Annotated in this window: 17 protein-coding genes; 9 read left to right on the forward strand and 8 right to left on the reverse strand. The window is 66.3% G+C overall.

The genetic code is table 11. The annotated features are described in order from the left end of the window. Positions 1-100: 100 nt before the first annotated feature. From ACH82I_RS13435 to ACH82I_RS13445, 3 genes are all read left to right on the forward strand, one after another. A complete protein-coding gene (locus ACH82I_RS13435) occupies positions 101-661 on the forward strand; it encodes a DUF805 domain-containing protein (RefSeq protein ID WP_413333302.1) in 561 nt (186 codons plus the stop codon). 360 nt (positions 662-1,021) lie between these two features. After that, on the forward strand, positions 1,022-1,912 hold the full coding sequence (locus ACH82I_RS13440) for an ATP-binding cassette domain-containing protein (protein ID WP_413333304.1): 891 nt from the start codon (positions 1,022-1,024) through the stop codon (positions 1,910-1,912). A gap of 79 nt (positions 1,913-1,991) precedes the next feature. Next, the gene (locus ACH82I_RS13445; protein ID WP_413333306.1) at positions 1,992-4,169 is read left to right on the forward strand and encodes a YhgE/Pip family protein; all 2,178 of its coding nucleotides are present in this window, start codon (positions 1,992-1,994) and stop codon (positions 4,167-4,169) included. Between the two features lie 36 nt (positions 4,170-4,205). On the opposite strand, the gene ACH82I_RS13450 is transcribed toward ACH82I_RS13445, so the two are convergent. Continuing rightward, a complete protein-coding gene (locus ACH82I_RS13450; protein WP_413333308.1) occupies positions 4,206-4,925 on the reverse strand; it encodes an AAA family ATPase in 720 nt (239 codons plus the stop codon). 80 nt (positions 4,926-5,005) lie between these two features. On the opposite strand from ACH82I_RS13450, the gene ACH82I_RS13455 reads away from it, so the two are divergent. After that, entirely contained in the window at positions 5,006-5,923 is a 918-nt protein-coding gene (locus ACH82I_RS13455; protein WP_230746003.1) for an aminoglycoside phosphotransferase family protein, read from the forward strand. Positions 5,924-5,975: 52 nt separating this feature from the next. Here ACH82I_RS13455 and ACH82I_RS13460 read toward each other — a convergent pair whose 3' ends face one another. Next, entirely contained in the window at positions 5,976-6,575 is a 600-nt protein-coding gene (locus tag ACH82I_RS13460) for a LysE/ArgO family amino acid transporter (RefSeq protein ID WP_230746002.1), read from the reverse strand. 69 nt (positions 6,576-6,644) lie between these two features. Between ACH82I_RS13460 and ACH82I_RS13465 the strand changes: the two genes are divergently transcribed. Then, positions 6,645-7,583 (forward strand): ArgP/LysG family DNA-binding transcriptional regulator, encoded by a 939-nt coding sequence (locus ACH82I_RS13465; RefSeq protein WP_230746001.1) that lies wholly within the window; start codon positions 6,645-6,647, stop codon positions 7,581-7,583. 28 nt (positions 7,584-7,611) lie between these two features. Here the strand turns inward: ACH82I_RS13465 and ACH82I_RS13470 are convergent, their stop codons facing one another. Beyond that, entirely contained in the window at positions 7,612-8,196 is a 585-nt protein-coding gene (locus tag ACH82I_RS13470; protein WP_413333311.1) for a TetR/AcrR family transcriptional regulator, read from the reverse strand. A gap of 150 nt (positions 8,197-8,346) precedes the next feature. Here ACH82I_RS13470 and ACH82I_RS13475 point away from each other — a divergent pair, with 150 nt between their 5' ends. Both ACH82I_RS13475 and ACH82I_RS13480 read left to right on the forward strand, forming a co-directional pair. After that, entirely contained in the window at positions 8,347-8,820 is a 474-nt protein-coding gene (locus ACH82I_RS13475; RefSeq protein WP_230745999.1) for a hypothetical protein, read from the forward strand. A gap of 106 nt (positions 8,821-8,926) precedes the next feature. After that, complete coding sequence (locus ACH82I_RS13480) at positions 8,927-11,119, forward strand: RecQ family ATP-dependent DNA helicase (protein ID WP_230745997.1); 2,193 nt, start codon at positions 8,927-8,929, stop codon at positions 11,117-11,119. A 9-nt stretch (positions 11,120-11,128) separates the two neighbouring features. On the opposite strand, the gene ACH82I_RS13485 is transcribed toward ACH82I_RS13480, so the two are convergent. From ACH82I_RS13485 to ACH82I_RS13495, 3 genes are all read right to left on the reverse strand, one after another. Continuing rightward, a complete protein-coding gene (locus tag ACH82I_RS13485; RefSeq protein WP_230745994.1) occupies positions 11,129-11,890 on the reverse strand; it encodes a VOC family protein in 762 nt (253 codons plus the stop codon). Positions 11,891-11,944: 54 nt separating this feature from the next. Then, positions 11,945-12,718 carry an isocitrate lyase/PEP mutase family protein gene (locus tag ACH82I_RS13490; RefSeq protein ID WP_230745992.1) on the reverse strand — a complete coding sequence of 258 codons (774 nt, stop codon included), beginning with the start codon at positions 12,716-12,718 and terminating at the stop codon, positions 11,945-11,947. 64 nt (positions 12,719-12,782) lie between these two features. Beyond that, positions 12,783-14,507: an amidase gene (locus ACH82I_RS13495; protein ID WP_413333314.1), complete on the reverse strand. Its 1,725-nt coding sequence runs from the start codon at positions 14,505-14,507 to the stop codon at positions 12,783-12,785. Between the two features lie 127 nt (positions 14,508-14,634). Here ACH82I_RS13495 and ACH82I_RS13500 point away from each other — a divergent pair, with 127 nt between their 5' ends. Then, positions 14,635-15,243 (forward strand): molybdenum cofactor guanylyltransferase, encoded by a 609-nt coding sequence (locus ACH82I_RS13500; protein ID WP_413333316.1) that lies wholly within the window; start codon positions 14,635-14,637, stop codon positions 15,241-15,243. Positions 15,244-15,318: 75 nt separating this feature from the next. Here ACH82I_RS13500 and ACH82I_RS13505 read toward each other — a convergent pair whose 3' ends face one another. After that, positions 15,319-16,971: an APC family permease gene (locus ACH82I_RS13505; RefSeq protein ID WP_230745986.1), complete on the reverse strand. Its 1,653-nt coding sequence runs from the start codon at positions 16,969-16,971 to the stop codon at positions 15,319-15,321. Positions 16,972-17,408: 437 nt separating this feature from the next. On the opposite strand from ACH82I_RS13505, the gene ACH82I_RS13510 reads away from it, so the two are divergent. After that, a complete protein-coding gene (locus ACH82I_RS13510) occupies positions 17,409-18,113 on the forward strand; it encodes a GntR family transcriptional regulator (RefSeq protein ID WP_413333318.1) in 705 nt (234 codons plus the stop codon). On the opposite strand, the gene ykgO is transcribed toward ACH82I_RS13510, so the two are convergent. Continuing rightward, positions 18,094-18,216, reverse strand: coding sequence for a type B 50S ribosomal protein L36 (gene ykgO, locus ACH82I_RS13515; protein ID WP_230745982.1), 123 nt, complete (start codon positions 18,214-18,216; stop codon positions 18,094-18,096). The two genes, ACH82I_RS13510 and ykgO, sit on opposite strands and share 20 nt — an antisense overlap. Positions 18,217-18,244: the final 28 nt, after the last annotated feature.

The raw sequence follows: 18,244 nt of genomic DNA on the forward strand, positions 1-18,244 counted from the left end.
AGTGCACAATAGAAATCGCACTACCCGCTGACCGGGGCCCAGACGACGCCGATCGCCGGTGGGAGTGCGGTTCCGATACTCCTGACAACGAAGGTTGACTATGTCCTACGACGCGAATTCCGCCTACCCGACAGGCCCCGGTGCCGCTGGACCCGGAGGGCAAGGATTCGGTGCCGCTCCCCGCGGTGCCTCCAGCCCCGAGGATCTGTCCCTTCCGCTCTATGGTGCCTCCTTCGGCCAGGCCGTCAAGCGCTTCTTCAAGAACTACACGAAGTTCACCGGCCGCGCCTCGCGCAGCGAATACTGGTTCGCCTACCTTTTCTTGCTGCTGCTTACGATCATCCCGGGGATCCTATATTCCATCGGTCTCGGCATGATGGCGGCAACGACATCGATGGCATCGGCCGACCCTTACGGGATGCAGACCGCTGCCCCCTCCGGCGGAGCGATCGCGCTCACGGCGGTCGGAGGGATCCTTATGCTTATCATCGGTCTCGCCACCATCATTCCGCATCTGGCGATCATCTGGCGTCGGCTCCATGACGGAAACTTCGCAGGACCGTTCTTCTTCCTGTCCTTCATTCCGGGCGTCGGTTCGATCATCCTTCTCGTTCTCATGATTCTGCCCTCGAAGCCGGAGGGCCAGCGCTTCGACGTCTGAGTCGCTCGGCCGACTGCGGTCTCCTGCCCTGAGCCCGCGCCGCTCCCGCACCACCACTGCACCCCGAGTCTCACCCAACCCGCCGCAGGTTCGTCAGGTTGAGAGAGACCCGGGGTGTCGTGCGCTCCTGCCGGAAGCGACCGGAGGCCGTCGGCAATGTGTGTTTGCGAACATTTGCCGGGCAGAGGTTCCGAACAGGGGGTTCGCGGAATTATAGTTACTTATAAGTAACTTTATCGATGGCGGTGTGAGGAGCGGGTCGGGTCTCTGGGTGGCGTAGTCTGCTCGCAGACCGGCCGTCCGGATCATGCGCCCGGCGTCATCGATCATTTCAGGCCGACACGATTGGAAACTCAGGCAATGGAGAGCACATCGCACACGCTTGCCGAAGAACCCGAGATCGACACCAGTGCACTTCGACTGCGCGGCTGGGGGCTGTCCGGAAAGCAGGGCGAGGTATTCTCCGACATCGACCTCGACGTACCCCGCGGTGCGATCGCGATCTTTCGCGGAGCCGCGGGAACCGGCAAGACCTCCCTGCTCCTCTCGATCGCCGGGAGGATGCACGTGTCCGCCGGAGAGGGCACCGTCGGGGACCTGGACATCCGGAAGCAGGCACGAGCCGTGCGCGAACACGTCGCAGTCGGCCATGTCGAGGGACTGACCGACCTCGAGAAGGACTTCACCGTCGCCCAGCACATCGCCGAACGTCTCATCATGCTCCAGCCCTGGTACAAGCCGTGGGTCTCGAAGTCCTCGCTGCGTGAGGTCATCGATGTCATCCGGAAGACATTCCTCTCCGCCACCGAGGTCATCGACCGACTGCCCGAGGGTATCTTCACCACCTCCGACGCCGAACAGGCCGACTTCCTCATCGATCCCACCGGCGAGACCTTCGTCTCTGAGCTCAGCGAGCTGCAGAAGTTCTTCCTCGAGTTCGGCCTGGCGGGACTCAGCCGGCCTCCGCTCGTCGTCATCGACAACATCGACTACCTGCGCGAACGCACGGACCGCGCCCGCGCCTGGGCCGGCCTTCTGATCTACCAGGAGCTGCGGAAGACGCGCGATCCGGACGATCTGCTCACGATCATCGTCTCCTGTGAGGACGCCTCGGAGGTCGATGCGGCGCTCGAAGCCTTGGAATCGGAGGTCTCGCCCACCTCGGTGAGTGAAATCTCCCTCGCACCGCGGCCGCAGCCTTCTCCGCCGCAGCCTCCCCAGCCGCAGCACACGCAGCACCCTCAGCACTGAGACACAACTGGCGCACGACCGAGGCGCAGCTCCTCAGCAAGCAACCCGATATCTCAACCGATCCTAAGGTGATTCTTCGATGTTCTCCCTTCCTTGGCTCGAACTCACTCGCTTCAGACGGCACACCATCACGCGCCTGGCGATCATCGTCGTCGCCATCATCCCGGCCATCTACGGCGGCCTCTATCTGGCTTCGAACTGGGCACCCACCGACCACCTCGACCAGCTCAAGGCGGCCGTGGTCAATGAAGACACCGGGGCGAACAAGCCGAATTCGGATGACGAGTCACTCCACGCCGGCGACGAGCTCGTCGACAAGATCACTCCAAAGGGAGAGGGCGGCTTCGACTGGCAGGAGACGAGCCAGCAGGAAGCCGACGAGGGACTGGCCAGCGGCGAGTACTTCGCGATCCTCGAGATCCCCTCGAACTTCTCCGAACGGCTCGTCTCCACCGGCGGAGACGACCCCGAGCAGGCCGGCCTCCAGCTGCGCACCGACGACGCCCACAACTTCATCGTCGGGCAGCTCGCGAACACCGTGCTCACCGAGATCAGATCGGGGCTGAATGAAACCACCACCTCGGAATACGTCTCCGAGGTCTACGTCGGTTTCAACGACATCCATTCCTCGACGGAGGACGCCGTCGACGGGGCGACCCAGCTCAACGACGGTACCGTCGACCTGCACAAGGGAACCGGAGACCTCGTCGACGGAACCACCGAGCTCGACAAGGGAGTCGGCACTCTGCAGACCGGGATCGGCGATCTCGACGACGGCGCCGGGCAGCTCGTCGCAGGCAGCGGTGACCTCAAGACCGGCGCGGACACCTTGGCCAAGAGCACCACCGAGGCGAAGAACGGTTCGAAGAAGCTTGCCGACGGCGCCGGGCAGGTCGCCGACGGAACCGGCGAGCTGCGTGGCGTCGCCGATGACGCCACGGACAAGGCGGACGATCTGAAGAAGAAGGCCGACGACCTCGTCGATGGGACTCGCCCCAAGCTCCAGCAGGCCGAAGACGACTTCGACAGTGCCCGGACATCGGTCAACGGCGACGTGGACGAGAGGATCAAGAAGTTGGAGGAGAAGTACCCGGACGATCCGGACGTCGCTAAGCTCGCAGACGACATGGACAGCCTCGGCGGGGATCTCGATGACGCTCACTCGCGGGCGAAGGATGCCACGGACAAGGCGAAGGACCTCGAGAATCCGGTCAGGGACGCCGTGGACGATGTCATGGACAAGATCCACGATGCTGACAAGAAGATCGGGAAGCTCGACGACGGCGCTCAGCAGGTGTCGACCGGTGCCGATGATCTGCACTCGGGTCTGATCAAGCTCGACGACGGGGCGGGCAAACTGGCCGAGGGAGCCGGTGACCTCAACGACGGTGCCATCAAGCTCAAGGACGGCACGGCCAAGGCCAAATCCGGAGTCGCCGACCTCAAGGACGGATCCTCGCAGCTCGTCGACGGGTCGACGAAGCTCGACACGGGTGCGGGCAAGCTCGTCGACGGCTCGGGCGAACTCAAGGACGGCCTGGAAGAAGGACTCAAGCAGATCCCGACCTACGACAAGTCCGACAGGGAGAACCGCTCCGATGTGGTCGCCGTCCCCGTGGATGCGGAGCAGCTCAAAGACAATGCCGTGAGCGCCTACGGCGAGGGATTGGCCGCGTTCTTCGTGTCCTTGGCATTGTGGATCGGCGGCATGATCACCTACATGGTCATCAACGCCATTCCGTATCGTGCGCTGGCCTCGTCGGCGAAGTCGACCCGGATCGCCTGGGCCGGCTATGTTCCGGGACTGCTCTTCGCAGTGGCGCAGGTGGCGGTGCTCTATGGGGTGCTCACCTTCGCCCTCGACTTCTCGGCCGGGGCCTGGGTGGGAACTCTGCTGTTCTCGATCCTGGTCGCCGGCAGCTTCCACGCCGTTCATCAACTGTGCGTGGCGGCGCTCGGAGGGGTCGGCAGGCTCATCGCACTGGTGCTGCTGATGGTCCAGATCGCCTCGGCGGGCGGGACCTACCCGGTGCAGACCGCGCCGGGCATCTTCCAGGTCATCTCTCCGTTCCTGCCGATGACCCACGCGGTCAACGGGCTGCGGACCTTGATCGCCGGCGGGGACATGTTCATCGCGGCGCAGTCGGCGGTGGTGCTGCTGCTCATGACGCTTATCTGTCTGGCGGCGACGACGATCGTGTGCAGCCGTAAGCGCATGGTCTCGCTCACCCAGCTCCACCCGAGCCTGACCTTGTAGGTTGCGGGCAGGGCCCGTTCCGGTCCCGGTCGTGCTTCAGTCGTCGAAGTAGCGGGTGTACCGCTGTGGGTCGGTGAGGAAACGGCGCCAGTGGTCGACCAGCTCGAGTCGGTCCCAGGTGGATTCGCGCAGCCCCCATTCTCCGACTTCGAAGAGGTCGGCGCCCTCGGCACTGGCGAGGATGGGGGAGTGCGTGGCCAGGACGGTCTGCTGTCCGGCCCGTTCGCGTTCTCGGATGAGCTGGAGCAGAGACAGCGAGGAGGTGAAGGACAGTGCGCTTTCGGGCTCGTCGAGGATCCACAGTCCCAGGTCCATGAACTTCCCGGAGAGCATGTCGATGAACATCTCTCCGTGAGATTGCTGCGAGTGGCGCAGGCCGCGGCTCTGGCCGATCTCGATCAGGTGGGCCATGCTCTCGTGCATGGTTTCGGCGCGGAGGAAGAATCCGCCCCGGTTCGAGGCGGCCCCGCGCACGATCTGGAGGTGGTCGGCCAGTTCGGGAGTCGCCTCGGCGTGCTCACGCACCTCCCAGCCGGTGCCGCCGCCGTGCGGGAGGTCGAGAGAGGTCGCCAAGGCCTCGATGATCGTCGACTTCCCGGACCCGTTCTCCCCGACGAAGACGGTGGTCCACGCGAACTCGAAACCGTCCAGCAGTTCCCTCACGGCGGGTATCCGACGCAGCCAGGGGCTGAGCTCCGGAGGGGAATGGGCATGGCGCGCCACCGAACGCAGCGGCAGATCGACGCGGGGATCCATGCCTGCGACCGTACCTGCCGACACTGACACGGACGTGACACTCCTCCTGCAGTGGAACGGGCCGCACTTAGACTGTCGTCATGGACGAACGGGCAGCTTCACTGCTCCGCAGGTACGGGTGGGAGCCGGGCCGAGTGCTCGGGGCCGGGATGGAAGGAGAGGTCGTCGATCTCTCCGAAGGCGCGGTCGCCAAGATCTGGCATCACCGAAGCCCCGGTGATCTCGAAACTCTGCGTCTCTTCGGAGCCGCGCTGGTAGGCTCCGCGATCCCATTCCAGTGCTCCCGTGTGATTGAGATCCTCGGTGACGGCGAGCGGGCGATCACCATCGAACGGAAAGTCTCAGGGACTCCGTTGCGGCTCGATGCACAGCCTGATCCGCCGCTGGCGACCGCTGACGAGATTCGCCTCATGGGTGATGCTCTGGCCGGGATCGGTCGAGCCCATTCGACTGGGCTGGATGCCCTGCCGATTCTGCCCGGCGAACAGCCATTCGACATCCGTCGCGGGTTTGCGGACTCCCTGGCCGATCTCGTGCTCAAGCGCTTCGACGCTCGGCCGGAGCCCCTGCGCGGAACCATCGGCACGATCGACGAGGCGGTCGTGGGCATCGTGCGCGGCCTGCGTGACCTGCCCTGCCCGGAACCGAGATCGCTCATCCACGGTGACCTCATTCCCGCCAATGTCATGATCGTCGACGGGGAAGTCGCCGGAGTGGTGGATTTCGGATTCCTCACCACCCTCGGCGACCCGCAGTTCGACGCTGCGATCACGGCGAGCAGCTTCGACATGTACGGTACGCATGCTCGACGCTCGGAAAACTTGCTGACCGAAGCCTTTCTGTCCCGGTTCGACCACGACGCGACCGCCTACGCCCTCTACCGCGCAGCCTATGCGGTGATCACGAACACGTACTTCGACCCTGAAGGCAGGGACGGCCACTTCGCCTGGTGCGCCGATCTCCTCGTGCGCGAAGACATCCGCAACGCCATCGGCTGACCAGCGATCGCCCCAAACACCAGCAACGCCTTACCCGAACACCAGCAACGCCCTACCCGAATGCGAGCCGGGCGGCCAGGATCACCAGCACGATCGCGATGAGGACATCGAGGACCTGCCACACCCGCGGCCTGGCCAGATATCCGGAGAGCCCGCGTGCCCCATAGCCGATGCCGAGGAACCAGGTGATCGAGCCGAGCATCGCCCCGAGCGTGAACGGCAGCACGCCGCCCGGCTCCTGCTGATTCGCCAGATTGCCGAGCATGACGACAGTGTCGAGATAGACCCCCGGGTTGAGGAACGTCAGCGCCAGGGTCGTCACCACGATCGACTTGAGGCTGCGCTGCTGCGTATCCGCCTCGAGCCCCGATGCCCGCCGAGCCGAGCGCAGGCTGTTCCACGCAAACCAGAGCAGATAGGCCACACCCAGCCACCGCAGAATCTCCAGGGCCCAGGGCGCGAGCAGGACGATCGCCCCGATGCCCACGCTGCCCGCGCCGATGAGCAGGACGTCGGCCGCGATGCAGATCGCCAAGGCCACGCCGAGGTGTTCGCGGCGGATCCCCTGCCGCAGCACGAGCGCATTCTGAGGGCCGACGGCGATGATGAGCGACCAGCCTGCGAGGAGACCGGAGATGAGATGAGTGAGCACGTGGAAACACTAGATCCCGTGCGGTGATAAGAAAAACAACAGAATCTGTATCTGTTACACAATTGCTTCATGAACATCGATCACGTCAGGGCCCTCGCGGCCGCCGTCGACGAAGGCACCGTGGAAGGCGCGGGCTTCGTCCTCGGCATCACCGCCTCGGCGGCGAGCCAACGCATCCGCACGCTCGAGTCCCGCCTCGGGCAGGTCCTCATCCGCCGCACCAACCCCGTCACCGTCACCGAGGCGGGGGAGGCGGTACTCAAATATGCGCGGGAGGTCGAACTCCTCGAGTCCGAGACCATGGACCGACTCCACGGCATCGACGTCGATGCGCCCGAGGGCGCCGGTCTCCACGGCGACTCGGTGACCGGCGCGCGGCGGCGCAGTCCCACGGTCCTGCGGATCGGGGTCAACGCGGATTCGATGGCGACATGGTTCCGTCCCATCTTCGCCGAGGCGGCCGGCTGGGACGATGCCGTCATCCGCATCGAGCTCGCCGACCAGGACAAGGCCCTGCCCCTGCTCGGCTCGGGCGAGGTGCTCGGCACCATCACCTCGGCGGCGGTCGGTGGCTACGGCACCCGGGTCGAACGCCTCGGCAGCATGCGCTACGTCGCCGTCGCGCACAGGGAGCTGCTCGACCGTCGGAGCCGGCGGCTCGACCCTCGGAGCGGCGGCGCCGAGGTGGACCTGGCGAGACTGCCCATGGTGAACTTCGGCAGGGACGATGACCTGCAGTTCGCGTTCCTGCGCCGAGCGGGCGTGACGACCGTTCCGCCGATGTCCGTGGTGCCCAGCTCGGTCGAGTTCGCGACCGCGGTCGCCGCCGGTCTCGGCTGGGGGATGATCCCGGTGATGCAGCTCGAGGACATGGACGCCGACCTCGTCGAGATCACCGCGAATCCGAGCATCGAGGTCCCCCTGTACTGGCATCACTGGAAGCTGGCGTCGGACAAGTTGGCGCGACTGACGGCAGCTCTTCGTCGGGCGGCCGAGGGCATGCGCTGAGCGACTGGGTCGACGGGCTGCGCCGAACTCAGCGGTGGAGGATCCTGTCGATCATCCAGCGCAGCTGCTCATGGGTGACGTCGATGGTGATCCGATCGGGAGTGATGATCGAATGGAGGGCGAGGCCGTCGAGCATCGTAAACAGGGCGATGGACGCGGGCCCCACCTCGGCGGGATCGAGGTGTCCCTCGGATGCCAGAATGTCCAGCCAGCGGCGCAGGCAGTCATAGGTGACGTCATGGGCGTGATCGAGGAGTCTGGCCGGGACCTCCCGCCGTTCCGGACCGAGGGCATTGAGGTGGATGGTGAGCCAGGTTTCGAGCTGCAGATCGCGGTGTTCGTGATTCGGCAGCAACTGGGCACAGCACTCGAAGAGGCGCTGCCCGGGGTCGAGCGCGGAGTCGGTGATGGCGAAGTCCTTGATGGAGACGTCCATGACGCTGCGGGCGATCTCCTCGTGGAGATCGGCCTGCGTAGGGAAATAGTGGCGCAGCGTCGAGGCGCCGACCCCGGCCTCCCGCGCGACCGCGCGGACGCTCAGCGTCGCCTCTCCGGGATTCGAACGCTCGGTCAGGCGGATCGCCGCAGCGATGATGTCATCGCGCCGTGACATGAGTCCTCCTCGCAGCCGTCCTCGGGTGCCCGTGCAGATGTGTCGCCATTCCTGTATAGTACAGCGTACCGGCACATCGTACTAGATCGACGATGGCGACCGATGGATTCCCGCGACCATGAGTCCGACCCCGAACAACAGGAGCCGCACATGATCGAGAGCCTGCAGAACTTCGCCGATTCCATTCCCGTCTGGCTGCAGTGGGCAGGCATCCTGCTCCTCTCCGCCATCCCCTTCGTCGAGTCCTATTTCGGTGCCGTCATCGGCGTCGCGATCGGACTCCACCCGGTGCTCGCCATTCTCATGGCCATCATCGGCAACGTGGCCTCGATGCTCGCCTTCGTCTACGGGGCCGGAGCCATTCGGGACCGAGCGCGGAAGAACAAGGACGAAGAGCCGTCCCAGAAGCGCCAGCGACTCAAACGCATGTTCGACAAGTTCGGGGTGCCGGGGGTCTCGCTGCTCGGTCAGACCCTTCTGCCCTCGCAGATCACCTCCTCGGCGATGGTCGGCTTCGGCGCGAACCGCAATGTCGTCGCCTTCTGGCAGATCATCTCGATCATCCTCTGGGGAGTGCTCTTCGGAGTGCTCGCGACCCTGGGCATCGAACTCGCCCTCCGGTGAGGCGGGCTTGCCCTGCGGTGAGGTGAGCTCGCCTCGCAGGTTCGCATCCCCGCAGGTCATCATCCCTCCAGGCTTCTGTGTCAGTGCCCGCACCTAGACTGGCCCCATGACGGACTCCACCCCGACGACGGCACCAGCAGACACCGCACCGGCAGACACAGCCCCAGCAGACACTGCACCGGCAAGCACCGCAACCGTGCAGGCGGCGGGTGCCGATGACTTCGGCCGCGAAGCCCAGCGCATCCTCGCCGAGCTCACCGCGAACCCGAACGCGCAGTTCCGCGACGGCCAGTGCGAGGCGATCCGCGATCTCGTGGTCGGCAAGAAGCGGGTCCTCGTCGTCCAGCGCACCGGCTGGGGCAAGTCCGCTGTCTACTTCGTGGCCACCCGGATGCTGCGGGCCGCCGGAACCGGCCCGAGCCTCATCATCTCCCCGCTGCTCGCCCTGATGCGCGACCAGATCGCCGCGGCGCAGCGCGCCGGAGTCCGCGCCGCCAGCCTCAACTCCTCCAACGTCACCGAATGGGACGCCGTGCTCGAGGACCTGCGTGCAGGCAGCCTCGACGTGCTCCTCGTGTCACCCGAGCGGCTGAACAACCCCCAGTTCCGCGACGAGGTGCTGCCGCAGCTGCTGTCCTTCCTCGGCCTCATCGTCGTCGACGAAGCCCACTGCATCTCCGACTGGGGCCACGACTTCCGCCCCGACTACCGGCGCATCGGCCGCATCCTCTCCGAGCTGCCGAACGACACCCCGGTGCTCGCGACCACCGCGACCGCGAACTCCCGGGTCGTGAACGACGTCGCCGAACAGCTCGGCGACGACACCACCGTCGTCCGCGGAGAACTCGCCCGCGACTCGCTGCGACTCGGGGTCCAGCCCGGCCTCGACGCGAGCGAGCGCATCGCCTGGCTCGGCTCCCACCTCGGCGATTTCACCGGGTCCGGAATCGTCTACACGCTCACCGTCAGCGCGGCCGAGGACATCACCCGAATCCTGCGCGACCAGGGCCACGAGGTGCGCGCCTACACGGGCCGGACCGACGCGGAGGAGCGGGCCGAACTCGAGCAGATGCTCAAGGACAACAGGCTCAAGGCACTCGTGGCCACCTCGGCGCTGGGCATGGGCTTCGACAAACCAGATCTCGGCTTCGTCGTCCACCTCGGCGCCCCGTCCTCAGCTGTCGCCTACTACCAGCAGGTCGGCCGTGCCGGTCGCGCCACCGATTCCGCCGACGTCCTGCTCCTGCCCGGACGTGAGGACGAGGAGATCTGGGAGTACTTCGCGACCGCGTCGATGCCCAGCCAGACCGATGCGAATGCCGTGCTCACCGCGCTCGCCGAGGCGGACGGCCCCCTGTCCGTGGCCCGCTTGGAGACCCTCGTCGGGACGAAGCGCACCCGGCTCAACCTCCTGCTCAAGACCCTCGAGGTCGAGGACGCCGTGTCGAAGGTCAAGGGCGGATACGTCTCGACCGGTCAGGGCTGGACCTACGACCGGGAGCGCTACGAGAAGGTCGCGGCCGTCCGCGCCGATGAAGCCCGGGCGATGCTCGACTACGAGGCCACCGGGAAGTGTCGGATGGAGTTCCTCATCCGCCAGCTCGACGATCCGGATCCCCAGCCCTGCGGACGCTGTGACAACTGCGCCGGCGTCTGGTGGTCGAGCGAGATCTCCGATGAGCGGCGAGCGGCGACCGCGGGGACCCTGCATCGCATCGGCCTGCCCATCGACCCGCGCAGCACCTGGCCAAGCGGCATGGGCAACATCGGCGTCCCGCTCAAGGGTCGGATCCCGGCCGAGGAGCTCTCCGCCGAAGGGCGCGCGATCGCCCGGCTGAGCGATCTGGGTCAGGGACAGACGCTGCGGTCCTTCCTCGCCCCCGATGCCCCCGACGCGGAGGTGCCCGCTCAGATCGGCAAGTGGTGTCTCGAGGTCCTCAGCCAGTGGAACTGGGATGATCGCCCCGAGGTCGTGGTCTCGATCCCGAGTGCCCGCCGGCCGGTGACGATCAGATCTCTGGCGGCGAACCTCGCCGCGGCCGGTCGCCTGGCCGACGGCGGGCAGCTCGTCCAAGTCCACGACCACGGCACCCCCGAGGTCAACAGCGCCTTCCGGGTCAAGGACCTCCACGACGCCTTCGTCGTCCCACCCGAGGTCGCCGAGGCCGTGGCCGGGAAGTCCGTGCTCCTCGTCGACGACGAGGTGGTCTCCCGATGGACGATGGCGATCTGCGCCCGGCTGCTCAGGCAGGCCGGTGCGAGTGCCGTGCTGCCCTTCGCGCTGGCGCTGCGGGCCTGAGGGTCGCGATCACGGATTCTGTTGCAGCTGGAAGGTCGCACCTTCCGGATCGTTGACCGTGACGATGCGTCCGTACGGTGAGTCCTCGGGCCCGGCGAGCACGGTACCGCCGAGTTCGGTCGCCTTCGCCGCGGCGGCATCGGCATCGTCGACATTGATGTAGTTGCGCCAGTACGAGACCTGCGCCCACTGGCTGGCGTCGCAGATGCCGGCCAGGGCATTCTCGTCCGCACCGTGGGTGGAGTAGGGGAAATCGGGCATCTGCACGATGTCGAAGGAGAAGGCGGTGCGGTAGAACTCGGTGGCGACCGGGTAGTTGACCGTCATGAGCTCGAACCACACGGGTGTGCCGGGGGTGAGCGGAGTGTCGAAGCCGGTGAACTCGCCCGGCTGCCACATTCCCACGCCCGCGCCCGTGGGATCGGTGATGACGGCCATCTGGCCCAGCGGACCGACCGCCATGGGCTCGGCGATGGGGGCCGCTCCGCCGGCCAGTGCGGAGGCATAGGCACCGGCGATGTCCGCGGTGTGCAGATAGGTCGTCCACATCGTCGGCATCATCGGGTTCGGGGAACCATCCATGTTCATCGCCCGCATGGCCCCGCCGACGGCGGCACCGTCCTTCGTGATCATGGTGTAGTGGCCGAATTCCGGTCCCTGGTCGGTGAACTCCCAGCCGAAGAGCTCGGAGTAGAAGGTGGTCATGGCGTCGAAGTCCTGACACACATAGTCGATCCAGACGGGCTGTCCCTCGCGGGGGTTCTCAGGCATTGCGTCTCCTCATCATTGCGGTGGGCGTTGCGTTGTCGGTCCGGTTCGGTCCGGTTACTGCCAGTTGCGGGTGAAGTCGGCGAAGTGATCATGCAGGGCCGCCTGCAGCAGCGGTCCGAAGGTCACGCGGCCGACGCCGAGCTCGGCCAGCTGCGCGAGGTCGAGCTCATCGGGAATCGCGCCCTTGACCGGATGGGCGGTGACGTTGAGGGGCAGGGTGATTTCGGAGAGGACGGTCTTGAGTGTCTCGGTGTCCGGCATCGCGACGGGGTAGACCGAATCCGCGCCCGCCTCGGTGCACAGGCGGAGTCGGCGGATCACCTCGGCGGTGGGATCATCGAATTCTCCCCGGTGTTTGAACACGTCGGTGCGGGCGTTGATGACGACGTGGACACGTTGGGCTTCGGCCGCCTGCCGCAGGCTCCAGACGTATTCGGCATGTTCTTCGGGGCTGCGCAGCCGTCCTTGGCTGTGCACGGTGTCCTCGATGTTCACGCCCACGGCCCCGGCCTCGAGGAGACCGGCGATGAGCTCCGGGGCAGGAGTGTCGTAGCCGGATTCGAGGTCCGCGGTGACCGGCACCTCCACCGAGGCGGTGATCCGGGAGATCCCCTCGAGTGCCTGGTCGAGGCTCATCGCCTCACCATCGGCGTAGCCGAGGGAATCTGCCAACGGGTGGGATCCGATGCTCAGGGCATTGAAGCCGATGTCGACCATCGCGCGGGCCGACCAGGCGTCCCAGACGGTCGGCAGGACGAGCGGTTCGGTCTGATGATGGCCCTCGAGAAGGGTGGAGGCGCGTTCGGCGAGCACTGTGTAGTCCGTCATGGACAATACTGTTCCACCCCGGCAGCTCGACACGCCAGAGCCGTGAGGGGTTCACCCGAAGAATTCAGATTCGCGGGGTCCGCGGCGGCTCCTCCCGCCGCTCACCCGTGGCCTCGACGGCCGCGGCGATCTCGATGAGCGCGGAATCGTCCCACCCGCGGCCCAAGATCGTCAGACCCACCGGGATCCCGGTGTCGGCCATGGTGCCCATCGGCACGGTCACGCTCGGGATGCCGAGGTGGCGGGGGACGAGATTGCCGTTGGCGACCCAGGTGCCGTTGCGCCATCCCAGATCCGCCGAGGCTTCGTCGACGTCCATATCGGCGGGCCCGACATCGGCCATCGCCGGGTGGATCACGGCATCGAGTTCGTTGGCGTCCATCCATTCCTCGAGGTCAAGGCGGCGGGTCTCCTCGAGGCCGCGGACTCCGGATTCGAGCAGCGGGATCTCGGTGATCGCGGCATATCCGTTGCGGCGCACCTGCTCGGGATAGGTGGCGATGTCATCGTCGAAGCCCGTGTAGCGGTCGGGCAGGGCTCCTGCGGGATGGGGGAAGATCGCGGCTCCGTCGACCTCGGTCAGGGTGGAGAGCTTCGGGTCGCCGTTGGCGGCGAGGAAGTCGTCCCAGGCCCAGGACGAGAGGTCGTTGATCTCCCGGTCGAGGTACGCGGGCGTGACCAGTCCGCGGGTGGCGATCGTCGGGGCGCCGGGCCGATCGCCCTCGTAGTTGCTCACGACGCGGAAGTCGGTCTCGACCACCTCGGCGCCGGCCGCCTCGAGGTCACGCCGGACGGCCTCCCAGGCCGCGATCACCGAGGCGCGGGTCTCGATCCGCTGCCCCGTCGGCCCGCCGATGCCGCCGTCCGGGTTCGTCCCGGCCTCGGCATCGGCGTTGATGTACATCCGGGGCACGCCGAGGCGCTTGCCGGCAAGCATCTTGCGGGCCGCGTCGGCGTCGGCAGGCAGCAGCGAGGCATAGGATTCGGGGCGCACGGCACCGGCCCGCGGGATGTCGACCCAGGGCTGGACGCGCCAGAAGTCTCCGCGGGTCTCCGGGTCGTCGGCGACGATGACGTCGAGGACCTCCGCAAGATCGGCCATCGACCTGGTGTGGGGGACGACGACGTCCATCGTCGGTACGAGCGGCCAGTTCCCGCGCACGGAGATGACCCCGCGAGAGGGTGTGTAGGCGATGAGTCCGTTATGGGAGGCCGGTGCCCGCCCGGAGGACCAGGTCTCCTCGCCGAGGCCGAAGGCGGCGAAGCTCGCGGTCGTCGCCGTTCCCGAGCCGTTAGAAGATCCGGAGGCGAAGGCGCTGGTCAGCCAGTCGGCGCTGTAGGGGCTTTCGGCCCGGCCGTAGAGTCCGGGCTGCATGCCGCCGTTGGCCATCGGCGGCATGTTCGTCAGTCCCAGGCAGATCGCGCCGCCGGCCCGCAGCCGCTCGATCGTGAAGGCGTCGTGCTGCGCGATGAGGGAGGCGAAGGCCGGGGAGCCCGCGGCCGCGGTGAGCCCGGCGACGAGGTAGCTGTCCTTCGCGGTGTACGGGATCCCGTCGAGAGGGCCGAGGGTCGCGCCGGCCGCGCGCCGTTCGTCGGACGCCGCCGCCTCGGCGAGGGCCTGGGGGTTGGCGACGATGACGGAGTTGAGCGCGGTCGCGGTCTCGGGTCCGTCGTAGGCGGAGATGCGATCTTGGTAGGCCTCGACGAGCTCCACCGAGGTGGTCGCTCCCTCCTCGAGGGCACTCCGCAGCTCGGCGATGGATGCCTCGACGACATCGAACTTCGTCATTCTTCTCTCCTCCGTGCGCGACGTACGGTTCCTGGCCCCATTATGACCCACCCCCGCCGAGGTGGGGGTGCGGAATCCGTTGTCGGCCGACCCGATCCGGGGGCGAAGAAATGCGTACCATCGGAGTATGTCGACTTCGGTGATCATCCTCAGCGGCGGTCGTTCCAGCCGCTTCGGCGGTTCTCACAAACCCGCCGTCGAGCTGGAGGGCCGCTCGGTGCTCTCACGGATCCTCGCCGCTGTGCGAGTGGCCGTGCCCGAGGGGACGGTGTGGATCGCCGGCACCGCCGAAGGACTCAGCGAATCCGAGGCCGCTGAGGTCCGCACCGTCGTCGAGGAGCCGCGCTTCGCGGGGCCGCTGGCCGGAATCGCCGCCGCCAGCGATGCTGCGGCCGACGAACCCGATGTCACGCTCGTCCTGGCCGGAGACATGCCGCTCATCACCGCCGAACTTCTGCGCGCACTGCTCGCCGCATGTCGGCGTGAGGCCCGGCCGGCCTCGAGCGTCGACGAGCGTGGGAAGACCCAGTTCCTGTGCACCGCATGGCCGACTGCGCTGCTGCGACAGCGTCTGGCCGCGGTCGCGCCCGTGGCCGATCGCCCGGTCAAACTCCTCTTCTCCGGAATCGCTCCGACTCTCGTCGACGCCGACCCGGATCAGCTGGCCGATTTCGACACCGCCGAAGACCTCGCCAGGATTCGGAATAGCCTGGCCCACCCGGATCGACCGAACTGAACAGCTTCTGCGGTCCGGCAGAACCGCCTCGGCGGCCTCACTGATGTCCGACCGAACTGAACAGTCGGCCGAACCTCAGTCCTCGATCTGGGTCTGCTCGACCGCCTCGACGGCCTCCTCCGGGCTCAGCCGGCAGGCGATGGCCACGTAGAAGACGACGATCGAGAAGATCACGGTGACCACCTCGCCGACGATGAAGCCGAGCAGGTCGAGGCCGCCGCCGTAGTGGCCGATCAGGCTGAGGACGACGAGTCCGCCCATCCACAGCAGCATCCACCAGCCCGAGCGCATCTTCAGCGCGGGCAGACGGTTCTTATCTTTCGCGAAGATGTGGTGGAGGATCATCACGAGGTAGCCGATGGCCACGGCGAGGAACAGCTTCCAGTTCGTCTCCCAGCCCGTCCAGTAGACGATGAGGTTCGAGCAGACGAAGCCGATGATCGGCAGCGTGTCACCGCCGGGCAGCTTGAACGGACGCTCCTGGGCGGGCAGCTGACGACGCAGAGAGGCGACGACGATCGGGCCGGTCGCAAAGGAGAGCACCGTGCCCGAGGTGATGAACCCGACGAGCTTCGCCCAGGACGGGAACGGCAGGAACATGATGCACGAGACGATGAAGACGACGAGCAGGGAGACCCAGGGGACCCCGTTCTTGTTCAGCTTGGCCAGGGCGCGCGGGGCATTGCCGACCTTCGCCTGCGAGTAGGACAGGCGCGGAGCCAGCGCGGTGTAGATCAGGCCCGTATCGGCAGGGGAGATGATGGCGTCGCCGTAGAGGATGACGGCCAGCCAGACGGCGCCCAGGAGCAGTGAGATCTCGGCCAGCGGTCCCGCGTCATTGGTGAATGCGAGGTTCGACCAGCCGTCGGTGAGCAGGTCGGTGGGCAGGGCTCCGATGAAGGCGGCCTGCAGTCCGACGTAGATGAGGCCGGTGACGAGGATCGAGCCGATGACGGCGAAGGGCACGTTCTTCTGCGGGTTCGTAGTCTCGCCGGCGAACTCGACGCCCTGGCGGAAGCCGAGGTAGGAGAAGACGATTCCGGCGGCCGGCAGTGCCGCGAGGATGGGGGCGACGCCATTGGGTGCGAAGCCGCCGAACTGCTGGGAGGTGAAGTGTCCGGGGTTGAACGAGAGGGCGAAGAACACGACGATGACGAGCAGGATGACGGCGAGCTTCCACCATACGAGGATGTTGTTGAAGCGGGCGAAGAGCGAGACGCCGTAGATGTTGATGACGCTGAAGACGAGCATCAGTGCGATGCTGACCGCGATGCCGGGGCCGGTGAGGACGGCCACGTCGTCGACGGTGTGCATGAGCCAGGGGAGATAGCTCGAGGCGTACTGGACGGCGGCCATGACCTCGATCGGCACCGTTGCCGCAACCGAGAGCCACGTGATCCAGCCGCTGGTGAAGCTCGCGAAGGACCCGAAGGAGAAGTGGGGGAAGCGGATGACGCCGCCGGCGACGGGGAACATGACGCCGAGCTCGGCGTAGTTGAGCGCCACGAAGATCATCATCACGGCGCCGAGCGCCCAGGAGATCAGCGACGCCGGACCGACCATCACCGAGGCGTTGAACGCTCCGAAGAGCCACCCCGAACCGATGATCGAACCGACCCCGGTGAAGAGCAGACCGATCTTGCCGATATCTCGTTTGAGTCCCTTGTCGTGCCGGACTTCGACCTTTGTGGGATGTCCGGGCGTCGGGGGATTGATGGTGGACATCATTTCCCTTTCAGTGGCGAATAGTTCTTTCGACTGTTGAAGTTTGCGCCTATGCAGAAGTGATGTCAATCACGATTATGGCTTTTGTGGCTCCTGGGCAGAGTGCCTAAATACACCCTGTGATCAGCGGTAATGTTCCGATATTCGGGGAATGTGAAAGCGCGGACCAGATTGGATCCAATGCTGAGCGGAACACAGAAAGAATGTCGCGAATAATCGCGATTCCGTGACAAGGGCAAATACCGATCGGATCCAATGTCGTCCGAAATTGGCGGAAGGGAATTCGCCGAGGCGGCGTGTCAGGCTCGTCTGCGAGCTTGAGTTGCAGTTCGGTTGCGGTTCGGGCGAGTCGTGATGCCGGAGGGTCCCGGATGTCCCCGGCGGCCCATGGAAGCGGTCTAAGCTTCTGGGCAGGGTCCGATGAGGGAGGTGACGGTGCGGTGACACATGATCAGGCTCGCAGCGCTGCGATCGCTGCGGAGCTGCGCGGACGCATCATCGACGGGCGTCTGCCGCCCGGCACGCGGATTCGGCAGGAGGAGATCGCCGAGGAGTTCGGGGTCAGCCGACTCCCGATCCGCGAAACACTGCGCTTCCTCGAGTCATCGGGACTCGTCACGCTCGTCGCCTCGACCGGGGCCTGGGTCTCGAGGCTCGACCTCGAGGAGTGCCGCGAGATCTACCTCATGCGCGAGCGTCTTGAGCCGCTGCTGCTCCGGCTGGCCATGCCCGGTCATACGACCGAATCCTTCGTGGAATTCTCCCGGCTCGCCGAGGCGGTCGCGGCATCGACGTCGAGGGGAGAGCTCGTCGAGCGCGACAGAGATTTCCATCGGGCCCTGACGGCGGGACCGGCGACGAAGCGACTGCGGGAGACCGTCGACCATCTGTGGAACCTCACGCATTTCTATCGCCGGCAGCTCCTCAGCCCCTCGGTGAGCAGGCGTCGGGAGGACATCCTGACCGAACATCAGATGCTGCTGCGTGCCGTGGAGGAGCGAGACGTCGATGCCGCCGAGGCGACGCTGGCCCTGCATATTCGCCACACCCGGCGACTCGTCGAGCGCAACCCGCAGATCTTCGAGTCCGGTGAGGCTCCCGGCACGGTCGGGCCCGATGCGTCGGTCAGGCCTGACGCGCCTTGAACCGCGGGTTCTTCTTGTTGATGACGTAGACGCGACCGCGGCGGCGGACCACCTGCGATCCGGGCATCTTCTTGAGCGAGCGCAGTGAGCGGCGGACCTTCATGACGTGACTCCTTAATGAGAATGAGTAT

The sequence above is a fragment of the Brevibacterium sp. GP-SGM9 genome, assembly GCF_047300845.1.
In the GTDB taxonomy this organism is placed as follows: Bacteria; Actinomycetota; Actinomycetes; order Actinomycetales; family Brevibacteriaceae; genus Brevibacterium.